The organism is Streptomyces sp. NPDC048671, assembly GCF_055587045.1.
In genome coordinates this window covers 262,541-277,208 of record NZ_JBVJHB010000005.1, presented here as the reverse complement: position 1 = coordinate 277,208, position 14,668 = coordinate 262,541, and the positions used below count along the sequence as shown (strand labels likewise).

General features: G+C 73.0%; 12 protein-coding genes and 1 tRNA gene. 10 read left to right on the top strand and 3 right to left on the bottom strand.

Annotated elements, in window-relative coordinates:
- The first annotated feature begins 82 nt into the window (after positions 1 to 82).
- The 7 genes from ACZ6S6_RS12375 to ACZ6S6_RS12345 all read left to right on the top strand — a co-directional run bounded on the left by ACZ6S6_RS12375 (position 83) and on the right by ACZ6S6_RS12345 (position 6,538).
- Positions 83 to 1,054, top strand: coding sequence for a phosphatase PAP2 family protein (locus tag ACZ6S6_RS12375; protein WP_469705612.1), 972 nt, complete (start codon positions 83 to 85; stop codon positions 1,052 to 1,054).
- Positions 960 to 2,126 (top strand): hypothetical protein, encoded by a 1,167-nt coding sequence (locus tag ACZ6S6_RS12370; RefSeq protein ID WP_469705336.1) that lies wholly within the window; start codon positions 960 to 962, stop codon positions 2,124 to 2,126. The genes ACZ6S6_RS12375 and ACZ6S6_RS12370 overlap by 95 nt, the downstream gene beginning before the upstream one ends.
- Positions 2,117 to 3,724, top strand: a complete 1,608-nt coding sequence (locus ACZ6S6_RS12365; RefSeq protein ID WP_469705334.1) for a hypothetical protein — start codon at positions 2,117 to 2,119, stop codon at positions 3,722 to 3,724. The genes ACZ6S6_RS12370 and ACZ6S6_RS12365 overlap by 10 nt, the downstream gene beginning before the upstream one ends.
- On the top strand, positions 3,721 to 5,055 hold the full coding sequence (locus ACZ6S6_RS12360; RefSeq protein ID WP_469705332.1) for an AAA domain-containing protein: 1,335 nt from the start codon (positions 3,721 to 3,723) through the stop codon (positions 5,053 to 5,055). The genes ACZ6S6_RS12365 and ACZ6S6_RS12360 overlap by 4 nt, the downstream gene beginning before the upstream one ends.
- A 122-nt stretch (positions 5,056 to 5,177) precedes the next feature.
- Positions 5,178 to 5,519 carry a hypothetical protein gene (locus tag ACZ6S6_RS12355; RefSeq protein WP_469705330.1) on the top strand — a complete coding sequence of 114 codons (342 nt, stop codon included), beginning with the start codon at positions 5,178 to 5,180 and terminating at the stop codon, positions 5,517 to 5,519.
- 247 nt (positions 5,520 to 5,766) lie between these two features.
- Complete coding sequence (locus ACZ6S6_RS12350; protein ID WP_362957687.1) at positions 5,767 to 6,474, top strand: bifunctional DNA primase/polymerase; 708 nt, start codon at positions 5,767 to 5,769, stop codon at positions 6,472 to 6,474.
- Positions 6,465 to 6,538: transfer RNA gene (locus ACZ6S6_RS12345), tRNA-Lys, on the top strand. The genes ACZ6S6_RS12350 and ACZ6S6_RS12345 overlap by 10 nt, the downstream gene beginning before the upstream one ends.
- 63 nt (positions 6,539 to 6,601) lie before the next feature.
- On the opposite strand, the gene ACZ6S6_RS12340 is transcribed toward ACZ6S6_RS12345, so the two are convergent.
- Positions 6,602 to 7,843 carry a M6 family metalloprotease domain-containing protein gene (locus ACZ6S6_RS12340; protein WP_469705610.1) on the bottom strand — a complete coding sequence of 414 codons (1,242 nt, stop codon included), beginning with the start codon at positions 7,841 to 7,843 and terminating at the stop codon, positions 6,602 to 6,604.
- 402 nt (positions 7,844 to 8,245) lie between these two features.
- On the opposite strand from ACZ6S6_RS12340, the gene ACZ6S6_RS12335 reads away from it, so the two are divergent.
- Positions 8,246 to 10,285 (top strand): putative bifunctional diguanylate cyclase/phosphodiesterase, encoded by a 2,040-nt coding sequence (locus ACZ6S6_RS12335; RefSeq protein ID WP_469705328.1) that lies wholly within the window; start codon positions 8,246 to 8,248, stop codon positions 10,283 to 10,285.
- A gap of 40 nt (positions 10,286 to 10,325) precedes the next feature.
- Here ACZ6S6_RS12335 and ACZ6S6_RS12330 read toward each other — a convergent pair whose 3' ends face one another.
- Together ACZ6S6_RS12330 and ACZ6S6_RS12325 are read right to left on the bottom strand one after the other, a co-directional pair.
- On the bottom strand, positions 10,326 to 11,423 hold the full coding sequence (locus ACZ6S6_RS12330) for an LLM class flavin-dependent oxidoreductase (RefSeq protein ID WP_469705326.1): 1,098 nt from the start codon (positions 11,421 to 11,423) through the stop codon (positions 10,326 to 10,328).
- 129 nt (positions 11,424 to 11,552) lie between these two features.
- Positions 11,553 to 12,380 (bottom strand): maleate cis-trans isomerase family protein, encoded by an 828-nt coding sequence (locus ACZ6S6_RS12325; protein ID WP_469705323.1) that lies wholly within the window; start codon positions 12,378 to 12,380, stop codon positions 11,553 to 11,555.
- Positions 12,381 to 12,532: 152 nt separating this feature from the next.
- Between ACZ6S6_RS12325 and ACZ6S6_RS12320 the strand changes: the two genes are divergently transcribed.
- Positions 12,533 to 13,492 carry a D-2-hydroxyacid dehydrogenase gene (locus tag ACZ6S6_RS12320; protein ID WP_362957699.1) on the top strand — a complete coding sequence of 320 codons (960 nt, stop codon included), beginning with the start codon at positions 12,533 to 12,535 and terminating at the stop codon, positions 13,490 to 13,492.
- 256 nt (positions 13,493 to 13,748) lie between these two features.
- Positions 13,749 to 14,651, top strand: coding sequence for an ectoine/hydroxyectoine ABC transporter substrate-binding protein EhuB (gene ehuB, locus ACZ6S6_RS12315; RefSeq protein WP_362957702.1), 903 nt, complete (start codon positions 13,749 to 13,751; stop codon positions 14,649 to 14,651).
- Positions 14,652 to 14,668: the final 17 nt, after the last annotated feature.

Here is a 14,668-nt window from a genome sequence, read left to right as displayed (position 1 = left end):
CCTGGGGGAATCGCGGCCGACCCGCACCGTACGGTTGACCGTCCGCCGTCGGCCGCATGAACACATGATGGAGAACTTCCGGATGCCGCATGCCACCACCGCGCCCGCGCCGCGACCCCGGCCCCGCTGGTGGACCGAGCTGCCGCTGCTCGCCCTGGTGTACGCGGCGTACTCGGGCGGCAGACTGCTGGTGCGCGGCGACGTGTCGACGGCCGTCGACCACGGACTGCGCATCCTGCACCTGGAACAGTCGCTCCTCCTCAACTTCGAGCACCCCCTCAACCGGCTGCTCACCGCGCACTCCTCCATAGGGATACCCGCCGACTTCGCGTACGCGTCGCTGCACTACCTGGTCACCCCGGCCGTCCTCATATGGATGTTCCGGAGACACTCGGAGGCCTACCGCAGGGCCCGCACCTGGCTGATGACCTCCACCATGCTCGGCCTGATCGGCTTCACGCTGATGCCGACCTGCCCGCCGCGGCTGCTGGCCGCCGGGCACGGCTTCGTCGACACGATGGCGCAGTACAGCTCGTACGGCTGGTGGGGCACCGAGGCGAGCGCCCCGCGCGGCATGGGCGGAATGACCAACCAGTACGCGGCGATGCCGAGTCTGCACGTCGGCTGGGCGCTGTGGTGCGGGATCCTCATATGGCGCCACGCGCGGCACCCGCTCATACGCGCGGCCGGCATCGCGTACCCCCTGATCACCATCTTCGTGGTGATGGGCACGGCCAACCACTACTTCCTCGACGCCGTCGCCGGCGCCGCCGTGATGGGGCTCGGCGCCCTGGTGGCCCGGCCCGTGACCCGCCTCGCCAACCGGGTCGCCGACGCGGTCCTGACCCGCTTCGTACGGGTGAGCGCGGCCACGAAGTCCCCGGATGTCAGTGCCGGATGCAAGACTTCCGCGGGTGAGCGAATCCCCGGCCAGCGGACCTCCTCCGCAGATCCCACCGATGCCGCGGCACCGGCCGGTCCACCTGCCCCGGCCGACGTCCCCGCCTCCGCGGGAAGAGCCGCGGGCGGTGACGCTGCGGCAGCGGCTCGCTGAGCTGAGGGGCCCGGCCGTCGCACCGCGTCCGCTGGACGCCCGCGCACTGGCCGCCCTCGCCGCGAACCCCGGCTGCAAGCGGCGCGCCCTGCTCGACGGGGCAGGCGTCGACAAGGCCGTCCTCGCCACCGCGCTCGGTTCACCGGCCGCTTTCGGCCAGTCCCAGTTCGCCTTCATGCGGGGCAACGCCTTCGAGGCCAAGGTCAAGGCCGACGGCGGTACGGAGCTGATGCGCCTGCTCCACGAGCGGCTCGGCGGGCCCGGTGAGCCGCCGCACGACGTCGCGGTGCCCGATCTGACGGCCGCCGGCCCCGAGGGCCGCGCCGCGCGCACCGCGCTGGCCCTGCGGGAGGCGACGGGGGCGGGCGGCTGGGCGTTGCTGGACCACCCGATGCTGGCCCTGGAGGTGGCGGGCTCGCCCGCCTATCTGGAGCCGGACGCGGTGGTGGTCCACCCCGACGGCACCTGGACCGTCGTCGAGATCAAGTCCTTCCCCATGATCGACGGTTCCGCCGACGCGGCGAAGGTCGGCGCGGCCGCCCGCCAGTCCGCGGTCTACGTACTGGCGCTGGAGCGGATCGCCGAGGTCACCGACGGGGCGGAGGTCGGCCACCGGGTGCTGCTGGTCTGCCCGAAGGACTTCTCCAACCTGCCGGCCGCGTCCGTCGTCGACGTGCGCAAGCAGCGTGCGGTCACCCGCCGCCAGCTGACCAGGCTCACCCGGATCGAGGACATCGCGGCGGCCCTGCCCGAGGGCACCACGTTCGACCCCGAGCGCGCCCCCGAGGAGCTGGACAGCGCCGTCGAGTCGGTCGCGGCGGCCTACGCGCCGGAGTGCCTGGCCGCCTGCGAACTCGCCTTCCACTGCCGGGGCAGGGCCCGCGCGCAGGGCGCGGTGGAGGCGCTGGGGCGCAGCGTGCGGGGCGAGCTCGGCGGGCTGACCACGGTCGGCGCGGTGCTGGCCGCGGCCGCGGGCAAGGAGGGCGATCCGGCGGATCCGACGGTCTCCGCGCTGCGCCGCGCGGCGGCCCTGCGCGCCGAGGCGCTGGAAGGCGGTCCCGCATGTCACTGATCTCCACGCTGGCCCGGCTGGAGGCCGTGGAGAGCGGCCGCGCGCAGCCGCTGGCCACGGTCCGCCACCGCCGTCTCACCGACCGGCCGCTGGTCCTGGTGCCGCTCACCACCGCCGGTGAGGCGGGCGCCCCGCTCGGCGCCCTCGTGGGCAGCGACCGGGACGCGCCGCGGCTGCTGGTCGTGGCGCAGCCGCGCGACCGGGATCTGCGGTTCGCGTTCCTCGCGGAGCTGGCCGAGGCGGTCCTGCCGCACATCGAGTCGTACGCCGATGTGATCGAGCCCGCCGAACGCAGCGAGACCGACCCCGCGACCGGCAAGAAGGTCAAGGTCGAGACCGAGCTGTGCACGGACGCCGCGCAGCTGATCGTGCCGAGCCGGGCGGGCATCGAGTTCGTCCGGCTGCTCGGCCGCTCCATGCGGTTCCGGCGCACCGCCGAGGACGACCCCGACACCCCGTATCCGGCGCCCGCCCGGGTCCCGCTGCTGGGCCGCTGGCTCACGCACTACGGCGAGCGTGCCCGGGTGCCGGGCTCCTCGCTGCTGCTGGCCGGCACCGATCTGCTCGGCCGGCACTGGGCGACCGGCCAGTCCACCCTGGAGGACCAGCATCTGGGCGCCCTGCTGGCCTGGGTCGATCCGCCGGCCGGCGAGTCCGGGGCCGAGGCCGCGTTCCGCGCCGAGCTGGCCCGGGACCGCGAGGGACAGCTGCTGTGCCCGCCCGCCGGACCGGCCACCGACCCGGACTTCGACAACCGGCTGCTGGCCCCCGCGATCGAGAAGTACGACCGTGCGCGCACCTCGCTGGCCGCCGCCGAGGACGGGCTGGCGGCCGATGCCCGGCTCGCCGAACTGACCTCGGCCGAGCGGGAGATCAGAGCGCTGCTGGCGGGCGTGCTGCGGCCCACCTGGGACGCCGTGTGGCGGGGCCTTGACCTGCTGCGGGAGCTGCCCGAGGGAGCCAGGACCGAGGACCGCTGGACCCGCGACCGCTGGTCGTTCACCGGCCACCGCGACCGGGTGCGGTCCGGGGAGCCGCCGCAGCCGCGCCGGGACGACGCGGTGACGGCGGCCCGCAAGCTCGCCTCGCGGGAGACCGCCCAGGCGCAGCTGGAGGCCCAGGAGGCGCTGGACGATCCGCTGGTGCTGGCCGGCCGCCGGCTGGCGGGCGAGGCGTTCCTCGGGGAGGTGACCGGGGTGGAGATGACGTACACCGAGTCGAAGCGCCCCTCGCCGCGCCCGCTGGTCACCGTCCGCACCGACGAGCAGCCGCACCTGGCCGACGGCGTCAAGGTCTACCGCTCGCTGGACGGCAAGCCGCAGACCGCCGAGTTCGCCGGATACGGGCCGCCGGAGGAGGGCGCCGCGCCCGCGCTGGTGCTGCGGATCACCGACCGGATGGGCCGCGGCAGGGAACCGGCCCCCGGTTCGGTGCCGGAGCCCGGTGACCGGATCGCCTGGACCCTGTTCGAGCACGACCAGCGCGGCGGCCCGAAGCTGCCGGACGCGGAGGAGACCCCGTGGACCCACGGCGGTCCGCCCGGCTCCGGTGCGGCTGTCGAGAACCCAGACCCCGTGACCCCGGAGGACCTGCTGTGACCGACGGATTCGACCCGGGGGCCGCGGCGGGCCGGGCCACCGCCCAGATCCTGGACGACACGCTGAACGGCACGGCCCGCGGCATCGTGGTGGACTCCCCGCCGGGTGCGGGCAAGTCGACACTAGTAGTCCGAGCCGCGCTCGAACTCGCCGCGGCCGGGCGCCCGCTGATGGTCGTCGCGCAGACGAACGCCCAGGTCGACGACCTGGTGGTGCGGCTGGCCGAGAAGGACCCCGGACTGCCGGTCGGCCGGCTGCACAGCAGCGACTCCGACCCGTACGACAAGGTGCTGGACGGGCTGGCCAACGTACGGAAGTCGGCGAAGGCGGCGGATCTGGCGGGGCTCGACATCGTCATCTCGACGGCGGCCAAGTGGGCCCATGTGAAGAACGTCGAGCCGTGGGGGCACGCGATCGTCGACGAGGCGTACCAGATGCGCTCGGACGCGCTGCTGGCCGTCGCCGGACTCTTCGAACGGGCCCTGTTCGTGGGCGATCCGGGCCAGCTGGACCCGTTCTCGATCGTGGGCGCGGATCAGTGGGCGGGGCTGAGTTACGACCCGTCGGCGAGCGCGGTCTCCACCCTGCTGGCGCACAATCCGGAGCTGCCGCAGCGCCGGCTGCCGGTCTCCTGGCGGCTGCCCGCTTCGGCCGCGCAACTGGTCTCGGACGCGTTCTACCCGTACACCCCGTTCCGCAGCGGTACGGACCACGGGGACCGGCTGCTGTCGTTCGGCGTCGGGTCCGACGGCTCGGCGGCCGACCGGGTGCTGGACGAGGCCGCGGAGTCCGGCTGGGGCCTGCTGGAGCTTCCGGCCCGGCACACCCCGCGCACGGACCCCGAGGCGGTCCGGGCGGTGGCCGCGGTGGTGCGCCGGCTCCTGGACCGGGGCGGCGCGGCCACCAGTGAGCGTTCCCCGGACCCGGCTCCGGTCACGGCGGACCGGGTCGCGGTCGGCACGGCCCACCGCGACCAGGCCGCGGCGGTGCGGGCGGCGCTCGCGGAGCTGGGGGTGACGGGCGTGGCGGTGGACACGGCGAACCGGCTCCAGGGCCGCGAGTTCGACGTGACGGTGGTCCTGCACCCGCTCTCCGGCCGGCCGGACGCCACCGCGTTCCACCTGGAGACGGGCCGCCTGTGCGTACTGGCCTCCCGCCACCGCCACGCCTGCGTGGTGGTCTGCCGCGCGGGCGTCGCCGAGCTGCTGGACGAGCACCCGTCGACGGAGCCGGTCCAGCTGGGCGTCACGGTGAAGTTCCCGGACGGCTGGGAGGCGAATCACCGGGTGCTGGCGCACCTGGCGGAACACCGCGTGCGATGGGGGCGTTGAGTGCGGGGGCGCGTCGGGGCGCGGCTGCCGCGAGCGGATCGGCGCACGCCCCCGTGAGCGCCCTTGCGGCGGGTTGGACAATGGAGGGTGGCCGTCGGGCCCACCTGAGGAGGAACAACCACATGGCACAACCCGAGCGGAACGAGCGGCAGCGGCTGCGCCCCGCGCCCCTGCTCTTCGAGCCGTCGGCGGCGGTCGCCGATCCCGAGCACTTCTTCGACCTGGAGTCGATGGACGATCCGAAGGAGCTGCTGAGGCGTTCCACCGAACTGGCCCTGGCGTTCCGCGCCGCGACCGACCGGGCGGTCGAGTTCCAGGCGGTCGCGGCCGCTCAGCTGGCCGATCCGCGCCGGTTCGACCGGCTCACGACGGCGGATATCGCGCGGCGGGCGGAGTGGACCGAGGACTACGCGGCGAAGATGATCGAGTTCGGCCGAAGCCTGCTGAACGCCCCCACGCCCTGACGGGCCCTGCCGGGCCCCGCCGTCCCGGCTTCCCGACCGCGGACCGGCTCCCCCGCTGCCGGGTCCGGCGCCGGCTGGTGCCGGCCGATGCCGAGGCCGGTGCTGAGGCCGGTGCTGAGGCCGGTGCTGACTGTGGGTAGAACCACTGGCATATGCCTGGGGGCAAGATACTCCTCGTCACCCCAAGCTGTCCCGGTTTCCGGCAACTCTCGGAATCCGCTCGATCACTCCCGGTAGACCTGTGTGCATGACCGCATGGCTGCCAGACGAAACGACTCTGCATCACGGCGACGGCCCCTACCGGGAAGCCGACGTCTTCGCCGTCCTGCGCCGGCAGGCCGGTAATCAGACGGCTCAGGTGACGGCGGCCGGCGCCGCCTGGCTGGCCGGCGCCGCGGCGTATCCGCGCAGTGCCCTGACCCAGTGGGAGTCGCACCCCTCCGCTCCCGGGGTCCTGCCGTGCGGCTCGTCCTTCGACGTGGTGAACGTGCCCACGCTCTTCGGACGCCGGATGCTCGAACACCTCTGGTCGGACGGTCCGGGCTCCGGACCGGTCGCCACGCACCGCGGCCGGATGCTGCTGTTCGCCTCCCCCGGGACCGCCCAGCGGCTGCCCTCGTTGCTGGACTGGGAGGAGTGGGGGGCGGGTGCCGCGTCCCGGTCCGGAGGGGACCTGGCGGGGCAGGACGAGAGCGGCCGGAAGGTGCCCCCACTGCTCTGTCACGGCACCGGTGACGCGGTGACCGTGCCGCCCCTGACCTGCGAACCGAATGCCTCCGGACCCCGTTGGGTGGTCGCCCCCGACACCCGCAGCCCCTGGCTGCCGGGGCCCGACGTACTGCTCTGGGCATGTGTGCGGGTGGCCCGGTCGGTGCCCTCGTCGGGGCCTCGTATTTCGATTTTTCCTCCCGTCGATCAGGGTGCTAAGGTCTACGACGTCAGCAGGCGCCGCTAGCTCAGTTGGTTAGAGCAGCTGACTCTTAATCAGCGGGTCCGGGGTTCGAGTCCCTGGCGGCGCACAGACACAGGAAGCCCCCTCGCGAGAGCGAGGGGGCTTCTTCGTCGTGGCCGGCCCGCCGCCGCTACGTCCCGGTGGTGATCCGGACCGTCCAGGCGCCCGAGGGGGTCCGGTCGGCGACCTCGATCGTGGTGTGTCCGCCGGGGACGGAGAACGTCTCGCCGACCCGCAGCGGGGCGTCCGCGAGCGGCGGATAGACCGACCGGTCCCAGCAGGCGTCGGTGTCGGGGTGGGTGTCGATGACATCGACCGGCCCGCCGCCCGACGGGGTCTCGTTACGGATCCGGTAGAGCAGCACTCCCTCGCCGCAGGTCGAGCGGTCGTTGCCGGTGGCGCTGCGGGCCTCGATCGCCACGGCGCTGCCCTCGCCCGTTCTGATCACCGCGAGCCGGGTCCCGATGGACGCGCCGGGCGCGGGCACGGCCGCCATCGACTCCAGGGTGACGACCCGGTCGCTCTGGATGCAGGTCACCTGCCGGTCGTCCAGCCAGCCCAGCTTCCACTTGTGCCAGCCGAAGAGATCGGGCGCGAGTCCGAACTGGCTGCCCATCACGTCCCAGTCGCCCACGTAGGTGTCCCAGTCGCCCTTGCCGTCCGAGGGCCGGTGGTAGAGGTCGGGCAGGTCGAAGACGTGTCCGGTCTCGTGGGCCAGCACGTTGTGGTCCGGCGGGTGCTGTTCGAAGACGGTGACGACGCGCCTGATGTCCGTACCGTCGGCGTGCAGCGGCCGGTCGAAGTTGACGACCTTGGTGGCGTCCGAGTCGACGCCAGGGGCGTCCGGGTCGGCGACGAGATAGACGATGTCGTACTTCGAGAAGTCCACCTCGGGGTCGGCCGCGTCGATCGCGTCGTGCAGGTAGGCGTTGCGCCGGTCGTTGGACCAGTCACGCTTTATGCCGTACCAGACCGACGGCCTGGGCATCTGGATCCACTGCTTCTCTGGGTGCGGGCGCAGGGTGAACTTCCCGTACGAGGCGCGCTGGAAGAACCTGGTGGTGGCGGGGAAGTAGTCGGAGGTGAGCTCGGCGGGGGTGGTGACGGGCCGGGCGTCGGGGAACGAGAGGAAGACCATGACCGCGTCGAGCGGATGGTCGGGGCGCGGGTAGGCGTTGTTCCACTCGTCCAGGCCCAGCGAGTGGTGGGCCTGGGTCCGGGGCAGCGCACAGGCGTCGGCCGCACCGGTTGCGGCCACGGCGGGTCCCGCGACGAGCGATGTGGCGGCGACCGCCAGGAGGGAAATCAGCCCGGCCGTCACGGCGCGCGGACTCGGTCTCACCACTCCTCCGGGTCCGTGCTGACGCGGCACATCTACCTCCGGGTGCGGGGTGCGGACGCCTGGGATCTTCAGCACCCTCCCGACCACCCTGTGGCGATTCAGGCGTTACGTCCTGTTGAGCTGCCCCACTCGGGTCAGCGCCCCATCCGCGCGCCTCCTTCACAGACAGTCACAATCGATCACCGATGCAACGCGAGAGAACAGAGCCGCGCAGAAACGATCAGTCATGGGCAAACCGGATCTGCGCGCGAATGGCCCATGCGCATCGGGCGCGGGGTCCGGAACCGTCGGGGCGCTGGAACGGCCGAGCCGCCAGCCTCTATGCTTCACCTCGCTTTCCTCCGCGCTTTCCGCCCCTGACAACGGCGCTCCACGCGGCGGGCCAGTCCGACCAGACCTGTCCGGGACAGAACTGCATGGCGGGAGCGAATGGTGAGCGCAACCTCCGATGGGCCGAGGCCCCCGGCAGGCACAGCACCCTCTTCCCCACGACCATCGGTCACGGAGCGTCATCGGTCATGGCCCACCGAGGGGCCCGCCGAAGGGCCCCCGGAGGGCGTCACCGGGGAACGCGCCCCGGACGCCACCGATGACATCGCCGCGGACGCCGCTTCGGACGCCTCCCCGGAGGCGGCCGTCTCCGGGCCGCACGACTACCGGGCGGCCTTCCGGGCCGCCACGGTCCCGATGGCCGTCGTCGACCACGAGGGGCTGATCGTCACCGCGAACGAGGCCCTGGCCGCCCTGGTCGGCATCGCCGCACCGGCGCTCACCGCCCAGTCCGCCTCCGATCTGGTCGACCTCGCGGCGGACGCCCGCACCTGGCACGCGTACCGCGAGGTGCTGCACGGCCGGCGCTCCCGCTTCCGCTGCACCCGCCGGCTCAAGCACCCCGACGGGCGCTCGATGTGGGCCGAGATCACCGTCGTACCGATGCCCGCGACGGAGGCGGGAGCGGAGGCGGAGGCGGACCGGGACAGCGGCGGCGAAGGTGACAGCAGCCGCGACGGCGGCACACGGGGAACGGACGGCGGGAACCGCCCGCCCGGCCAGGTGCTGCTCTCCGTCGCGGACGTCAGCGACCGGCGCGAGCTCCAGAAGCGGCTGCGCCATCTCCAGATGCACGACCCGGTGACCCGGCTGCCCAACCGCACGCTGTTCTTCGAGCGGCTCTCCGCCGTCCTGGAGACCTCTCCGTACCAGGACGACACCCACCCAGGACGGGGCAGGATCGGGCTCTGCTACCTCGACCTGGACGGCTTCAAGGCCGTCAACGACACCCTGGGCCACCGGATCGGCGACCGGCTGCTCGCCGCCGTCGCCGCCCGGCTCACCGACTGCGCCGAGCGGGAGGGCCCGCACCCCACCGGTGCCCCTCTGGTGGCGCGCCTCGGCGGGGACGAGTTCGCGATCCTGGTCGAGGAGTCCACCGGTACGCAGCAGCTGACCGACCTCGCCCGCAGCGTGCTGGCCGCGCTCCAGAAGCCCTTCGACCTGGCCGGGCAGCGGCTCTCCGTCTCGGCGTCGATCGGCGTGGTCGAGCGGCCGGTCGCCGGCACCTCGGCCACCGGCCTGATGCAGGCGGCCGATACGACGCTGTACTGGGCGAAGGCCGACGGGAAGGCGCGCTGGACCGTCTTCGACCCGGAGCGCAACGCCCACCGGATGACTCGCCAGGCCCTCTCGTCCAACCTCCGCCCGGCCGTCGAACGCGGCGAGTTCACCATCGAGTACCAGCCGCTGGTCGGCATGGCCGACGGGGTCGTGCTCGGGGTGGAGGCGCTGGTCCGCTGGAACCACCCGCAGTTCGGCATGCTCTCGCCGAACCGGTTCGTCGCGATCGCCGAGGAGGACGGCTCGATCGTGCAGCTCGGCCGCTGGGTGCTGCGGGCGGCGTGCCGTCAGGCCAGGCGCTGGCAGCTCGACCACCCGGCCGAGCCGCCGCTGTTCATCAGCGTCAATGTCGCGGTCCGCCAGGTCTGGGACTCCGACCTGGTCACCGATGTGGCGGAGATCCTCGCGGAGACCGGGCTCGACCCGGCGCTGTTGCAGCTGGAGCTGACCGAGTCCGCGGTGATGGGATCGGCGGGCCGCCCGCTCCAGGCCCTCCAGTCGCTCAGCGACATGGGCGTCCGGATCGCCATCGACGACTTCGGGACCGGCTACTCCAACCTCGCCTACCTGAGCCGCCTGCCGGTCTCCGTACTGAAGCTGGACGGCGCCTTCGTGCGCGGCTTCCGCTACGAGGACGGCACGCACCCCAGCCCCGCCGACGAGACGATCGTCGAGGCCATGGTCCAGTTGGCGCACCGGCTGGGCCTGACCGTCACCGCGGAGTGCGTGGAGACGGCCGGCCAGGCGGAGCGGCTGCGCCGGATCGGCTGCGACACCGGGCAGGGCTGGCTCTACTCCCGGGCGGTCGCCCCCGAGCGCATCGCCGAACTGCTCGGCGCCCGCGCGCTGGAGGCCTGAGGCGGCGGCCGCCGCCCCCGGCGGTCAGCCGGCGTCCGGGTCAGGCCCCCGGCAGCCCGTACGCGTCCGCGATGAGTCCGTAGCTGTGCAGGCGGGCGTCGCCGCCGTGGGCGTTGGCGGTGATCATCAGCTCGTCGGCGCCGGTGCGCTTGGCCAGGTCGTCGAGGCCGGTGCGGACCTCGTCCGGGGTGCCGTGGACGATGTTGACGAGCCAGTTGTCGACGAACTCGCGCTCCATCGGGGTGAAGGCGTACGCCTCCGCCTCCTCGGGCGTCGGGACCAGTCCGGGGCGGCCGGAGCGCAGGCGGAGCATCGACAGGGCCCCGGTGAGGACCTGGCGGCGGGCCTCGCGCTCGTCGTCGGCGGCCAGGGCCGCGACGCCGATCAGGGCGTACGGGGCGTCCAGGACCGCGGACGGCTTGAAGGACTCCCGGTACAGCTCCAGGGCCGGCACGGTGTTCTGGGCCGAGAAGTGGTGGGCGAAGGCGAAGGGCAGGCCGAGCATGCCGGCCAGCCGGGCGCTGAAGCCGGAGGAGCCGAGCAGCCACAGGGGCGGGCGGGCCGGGGACTGGACGCCGCCCTCGGAGGTCGCCTGGACGGGGCCGGGGACCGCGTGGATGCGGGCGTAGGGGTGGCCGTCGGGGAAGTCGTCGTCCAGGAAGCGGGTCAGCTCGGCGAGCTGCTGCGGAAAGTCGTCCGCGCCCTCGTTCAGCCGGTCGGTGCGGCGCAGGGCGGCGGCGGTGGCGCCGTCGGTGCCGGGGGCGCGGCCGAGGCCGAGGTCGACGCGGCCGGGGGCCATGGCCTCCAGCGTGCCGAACTGCTCGGCGATGACGAGCGGGGCGTGGTTGGGCAGCATGACGCCGCCGGAGCCGAGCCGGATGCGTTCGGTGTGGGCGGCGGTGTGGGCCAGGATCACGGCCGGCGAGGAGGAGGCGACGCCGGGCATGGAGTGGTGTTCGGCGACCCAGTAGCGGTGGAAGCCGCGCCGCTCGGCGAGTTGCGCGATCTCGACCCCGGTGCGCAGGGCCTGGCTCGCGGTGCCGCCCTGGCCCACGGTCACCAGGTCGAGCACGGAGAGCGGAACGGGTGCCGTTCCCTCCGCCTTGCCACGGATCTCGTCGCCTCGAATCTCGTCCACGTCCTGACCTCTCCGATGGTGCTCGTAGTCCCTCGTACGTGCCTGGTACATGCCTCGTACGTCCCGAGAACACGAACAGGAGGATGGCTCCGTTTATTCCGGGGGCGGCTCGGGACCCGCCCCCGGGACCTACTGCCCGGAGGATCCGGATCCGCGGCCGTAGGCGTTCTGGCCGTGGGCGTACTTGCGTCCGCTCCCCCAGATCCCCCGGGCCGGCGGCGCGGCCGGGGCCGGCGGCGCCTCCCGGGCCGCGAAGAGCGTGCCCAGCCTCTCGGCCCAGGCGTGGCGGTCGGCCAGGCGCAGGGCCTCCCGGACGGCCACCTGGTTCGCGGTGAGGACCGGTTTGCCGAGCAGCTCCTCCAGCTCCGCGAGGTGGCTGACCGTGCGCAGGGCCGTGTCCGGCAGCAGTACCGCGTCCGCGTCCGGGCGGTCGGCCGCGGTGACCAGCTCCTTGAGCCGGTCCGGGCCCCACGACGCGGCCTCGGCCGCCGTGGCGGCACCGGCCGCGTGGGTGACGAGCACCTCGACGCCCTCGTCCTCCAGGAACGCGGTGAAGCGCGCGGCGATCTCCTCGGGGTACGTCGCGGCCACCGCGACCCGGGCGGCGCCCAGCTTCCGTACCGCGTGGACGAAGCCGATGGAGGTGCTGGAGACGGGCACGCCCAGCGCGCGGGCGACGGCCGCGGCCTGGGTGCGGGCTCCCTGCGGGCCGTACAGGAAGCTGCCGCCGTCGCAGGCCCAGACGACGGACTCGACCCCGGAGCGCTGTAGCTCCTCGGCACCGGCCGCGAGCCGTTCGGGGGTGCCCAGTGCCCGCAGGGCGCCCTCGCGGTAGGCGTCGTCGGGGCACTCGGTGTGGTTGACGACGAGTCTGATGGTGCTGTCGAGCAGGATCTCCATCCGCGGGAAGTCGTCCTCCGCGAAATGGCCCGGGTAGAGGAAACCGACGGTCGTCATGTCCACCCTTCCTGTGGTCCGGAACTCCCCCGCCTCTGTTCAAGTATTCCCCCATCCGCCCCGGCCATCGCCCTGACCTGTTGACGGGGGCGGGAGCGGCTGCGAGCGTGGTGGTGCGCCCACCTCGGCCGACGCGGGAGGAACCGTCCCCCATGCCGGAGCCCGTCCTGCTCGTCCTGGACGCCGATCCGCCGCCCCGGCTCGGCCGGCTGGCCGGACGGGTCCGGGTCCGCCATGCCGACGCGGCCACTCTGGCCGCGCAGCTCCCCCGTGCCGATGTCCTGCTGGTCTGGGACTTCACCTCCGACGCGGTGCGGGAGGCCTGGCCGGGTGACGGGCCGCGTCCGGTCTGGGTGCATACGGCGAGCGCGGGCGTGGACCGGCTGCTCTGCCCGGAGCTGGTGGAGTGCGACACCGTGGTGACCAACGCCCGGGGTGTCTTCGAGCAGCCGATCGCCGAGTACGTGGCGGGGCTGGTGCTGGCGTTCGCGAAGGACCTCCCCGGCACGCTGGAGCTCCAGCACCGGCGGCGGTGGCGCCACCGCGAGAGCGCCCCGGTCGCGGGCTCCCGCGCCGTGGTCGTCGGCGCCGGGCCGGTCGGGCGCGCCGTCACCCGGCTGCTGATGGCGCTGGGCGTCGAGGTGGCGCTGGTGGGACGCACGGCCCGGCGCACGATCCACGGAGCGGGCGATCTGGACCGGCTGGCGGCGCTGGCCGACTGGGTGATCTGCGCGGCGCCGCTGACCCCGCGGACGTACGGGATGTTCGACACCCGGTTCTTCGGGCTGATGCAGCCCTCGGCCCGGTTCATCAACGTGGGGCGCGGAGCGATGGTCGTCGAGAGCGATCTGGTGGACGCGCTGCGCAAGCGGTGGATCGCGGGGGCTGCACTCGATGTGTTCGAGCGGGAACCGCTCGGCCCGCGGAGCCCGCTCTGGGACGTGCCCGGTCTGATCGTGTCGCCCCACATGAGCGGTGACACGGTGGGCTGGCGGGACCGGCTGGGTGAGCAGTTCGTCGCGATGTACGAACGGTGGGCGGCCGGAGAGCCGTTGCCGAACGTGGTGGACAAGCGGCTCGGCTACATCCCGGGGACCGATCCGGGCGAGTGATCCCAACCCGGCCCGTTCGATACCGATTTCGCCACCTCATTACGGACATCTGCCGATAACACCCCGTCATCTGCCGCATCCCGCAAGGAAATACGCCCCGCACACATCTCGTCGCGCTCCGCCCAACTTCGGACACGGGAAGGTCACCCTCCGGCCGCTGTTCGGTTACATGCGGGCTCTTCCTGAATAGACGTACGGGAGCGGGCAGGCGTTCACCCTGTCCGGACTGTTCGACCCTTCCAGGAGACTGCGAACCATGGCTGACTTCCCGAACCTGTCCCGCCGGGGCTTTCTCAACCGATCGGCAGCCGTGGGCGGTCTGCTCGTCGTCCCCGGCCTGCTCACCGCTTGCAGCAAGACCGGCGCCGACTCCGCGGACGGCGAGGGAGCCCTCGCCAAGCTCCGCAAGCAGGGTTTCGTCCGGGTCGCGTACGCCGACGAGGCCCCGTACGGCTACATGGACGGCAAGCAGCTCAAGGGCGAGGCGCCCGCCCTGCACCGGGAGATCTTCAAGGCCCTGGGTGTCGACGAGCTGCGGCCCACCCTCTCCGAGTGGGACGGGCTGATCCCGGGCCTCCAGGCCAGCAAGTACGACGTGGTCAGCGCCGGTATGGCGATCACCCCCGAGCGCTGCGCCAACGCGCTCTTCTCGGAGCCCGAGTTCATCTCGCCGACCGCGATGATGGTGAAGAAGGGCAACCCGAAGAACATCACCGACCTGGCGTCCGCGAAGGCGGCCGGGGTCACGATCGGTGTGATGGCGGGTGCCGTCGAGGGCTCGTACGCCGAGGGCGCCGGAATCTCCAAGGGCAAGATCAAGACGCTGCAGAAGCCGCAGGACGGCGCGGACGCGGTCAAGGGCGGCCGGGTCGACGCGTTCCTGCTGACCGGCATCTCGCTGCGCTGGCTCGCCAAGACCAACGCGGGCACCGAGGTCACCGAGGCCTTCCTGCCCGAGCTCAAGGGCGAGAAGCAGTACAGCCCCGGCGGCGCCGTCTTCCGCAAGGGCAACGAGGAGCTGCGGGACGCCTTCAACCGCGAGCTGAAGAAGATCGTCTCCGACAAGTCGCGTTACGTGAGCCTGCTCCAGGACTACGGCTTCGGGGCCACCGAACTCCCGCCCGCCACCCTGAAGACGGCCGATCTGTGCAAGGGCTGACAGGGACGGAACCCACC

Coding starts and splice junctions, on each gene's coding strand:
- ACZ6S6_RS12350 (WP_362957687.1), top strand. CDS start 5,767: ATGACCGCATGGCTGCCAGACGAAACGACTCTGCATCACGGCGACGGC.
- ACZ6S6_RS12370 (WP_469705336.1), top strand. CDS start 960: ATGCCGCGGCACCGGCCGGTCCACCTGCCCCGGCCGACGTCCCCGCCT.
- ACZ6S6_RS12375 (WP_469705612.1), top strand. CDS start 83: ATGCCGCATGCCACCACCGCGCCCGCGCCGCGACCCCGGCCCCGCTGG.
- ACZ6S6_RS12320 (WP_362957699.1), top strand. CDS start 12,533: ATGCCGGAGCCCGTCCTGCTCGTCCTGGACGCCGATCCGCCGCCCCGG.
- ACZ6S6_RS12325 (WP_469705323.1), bottom strand. CDS start 12,380: ATGACGACCGTCGGTTTCCTCTACCCGGGCCATTTCGCGGAGGACGAC.
- ACZ6S6_RS12365 (WP_469705334.1), top strand. CDS start 2,117: ATGTCACTGATCTCCACGCTGGCCCGGCTGGAGGCCGTGGAGAGCGGC.
- ehuB (WP_362957702.1), top strand. CDS start 13,749: ATGGCTGACTTCCCGAACCTGTCCCGCCGGGGCTTTCTCAACCGATCG.
- ACZ6S6_RS12355 (WP_469705330.1), top strand. CDS start 5,178: ATGGCACAACCCGAGCGGAACGAGCGGCAGCGGCTGCGCCCCGCGCCC.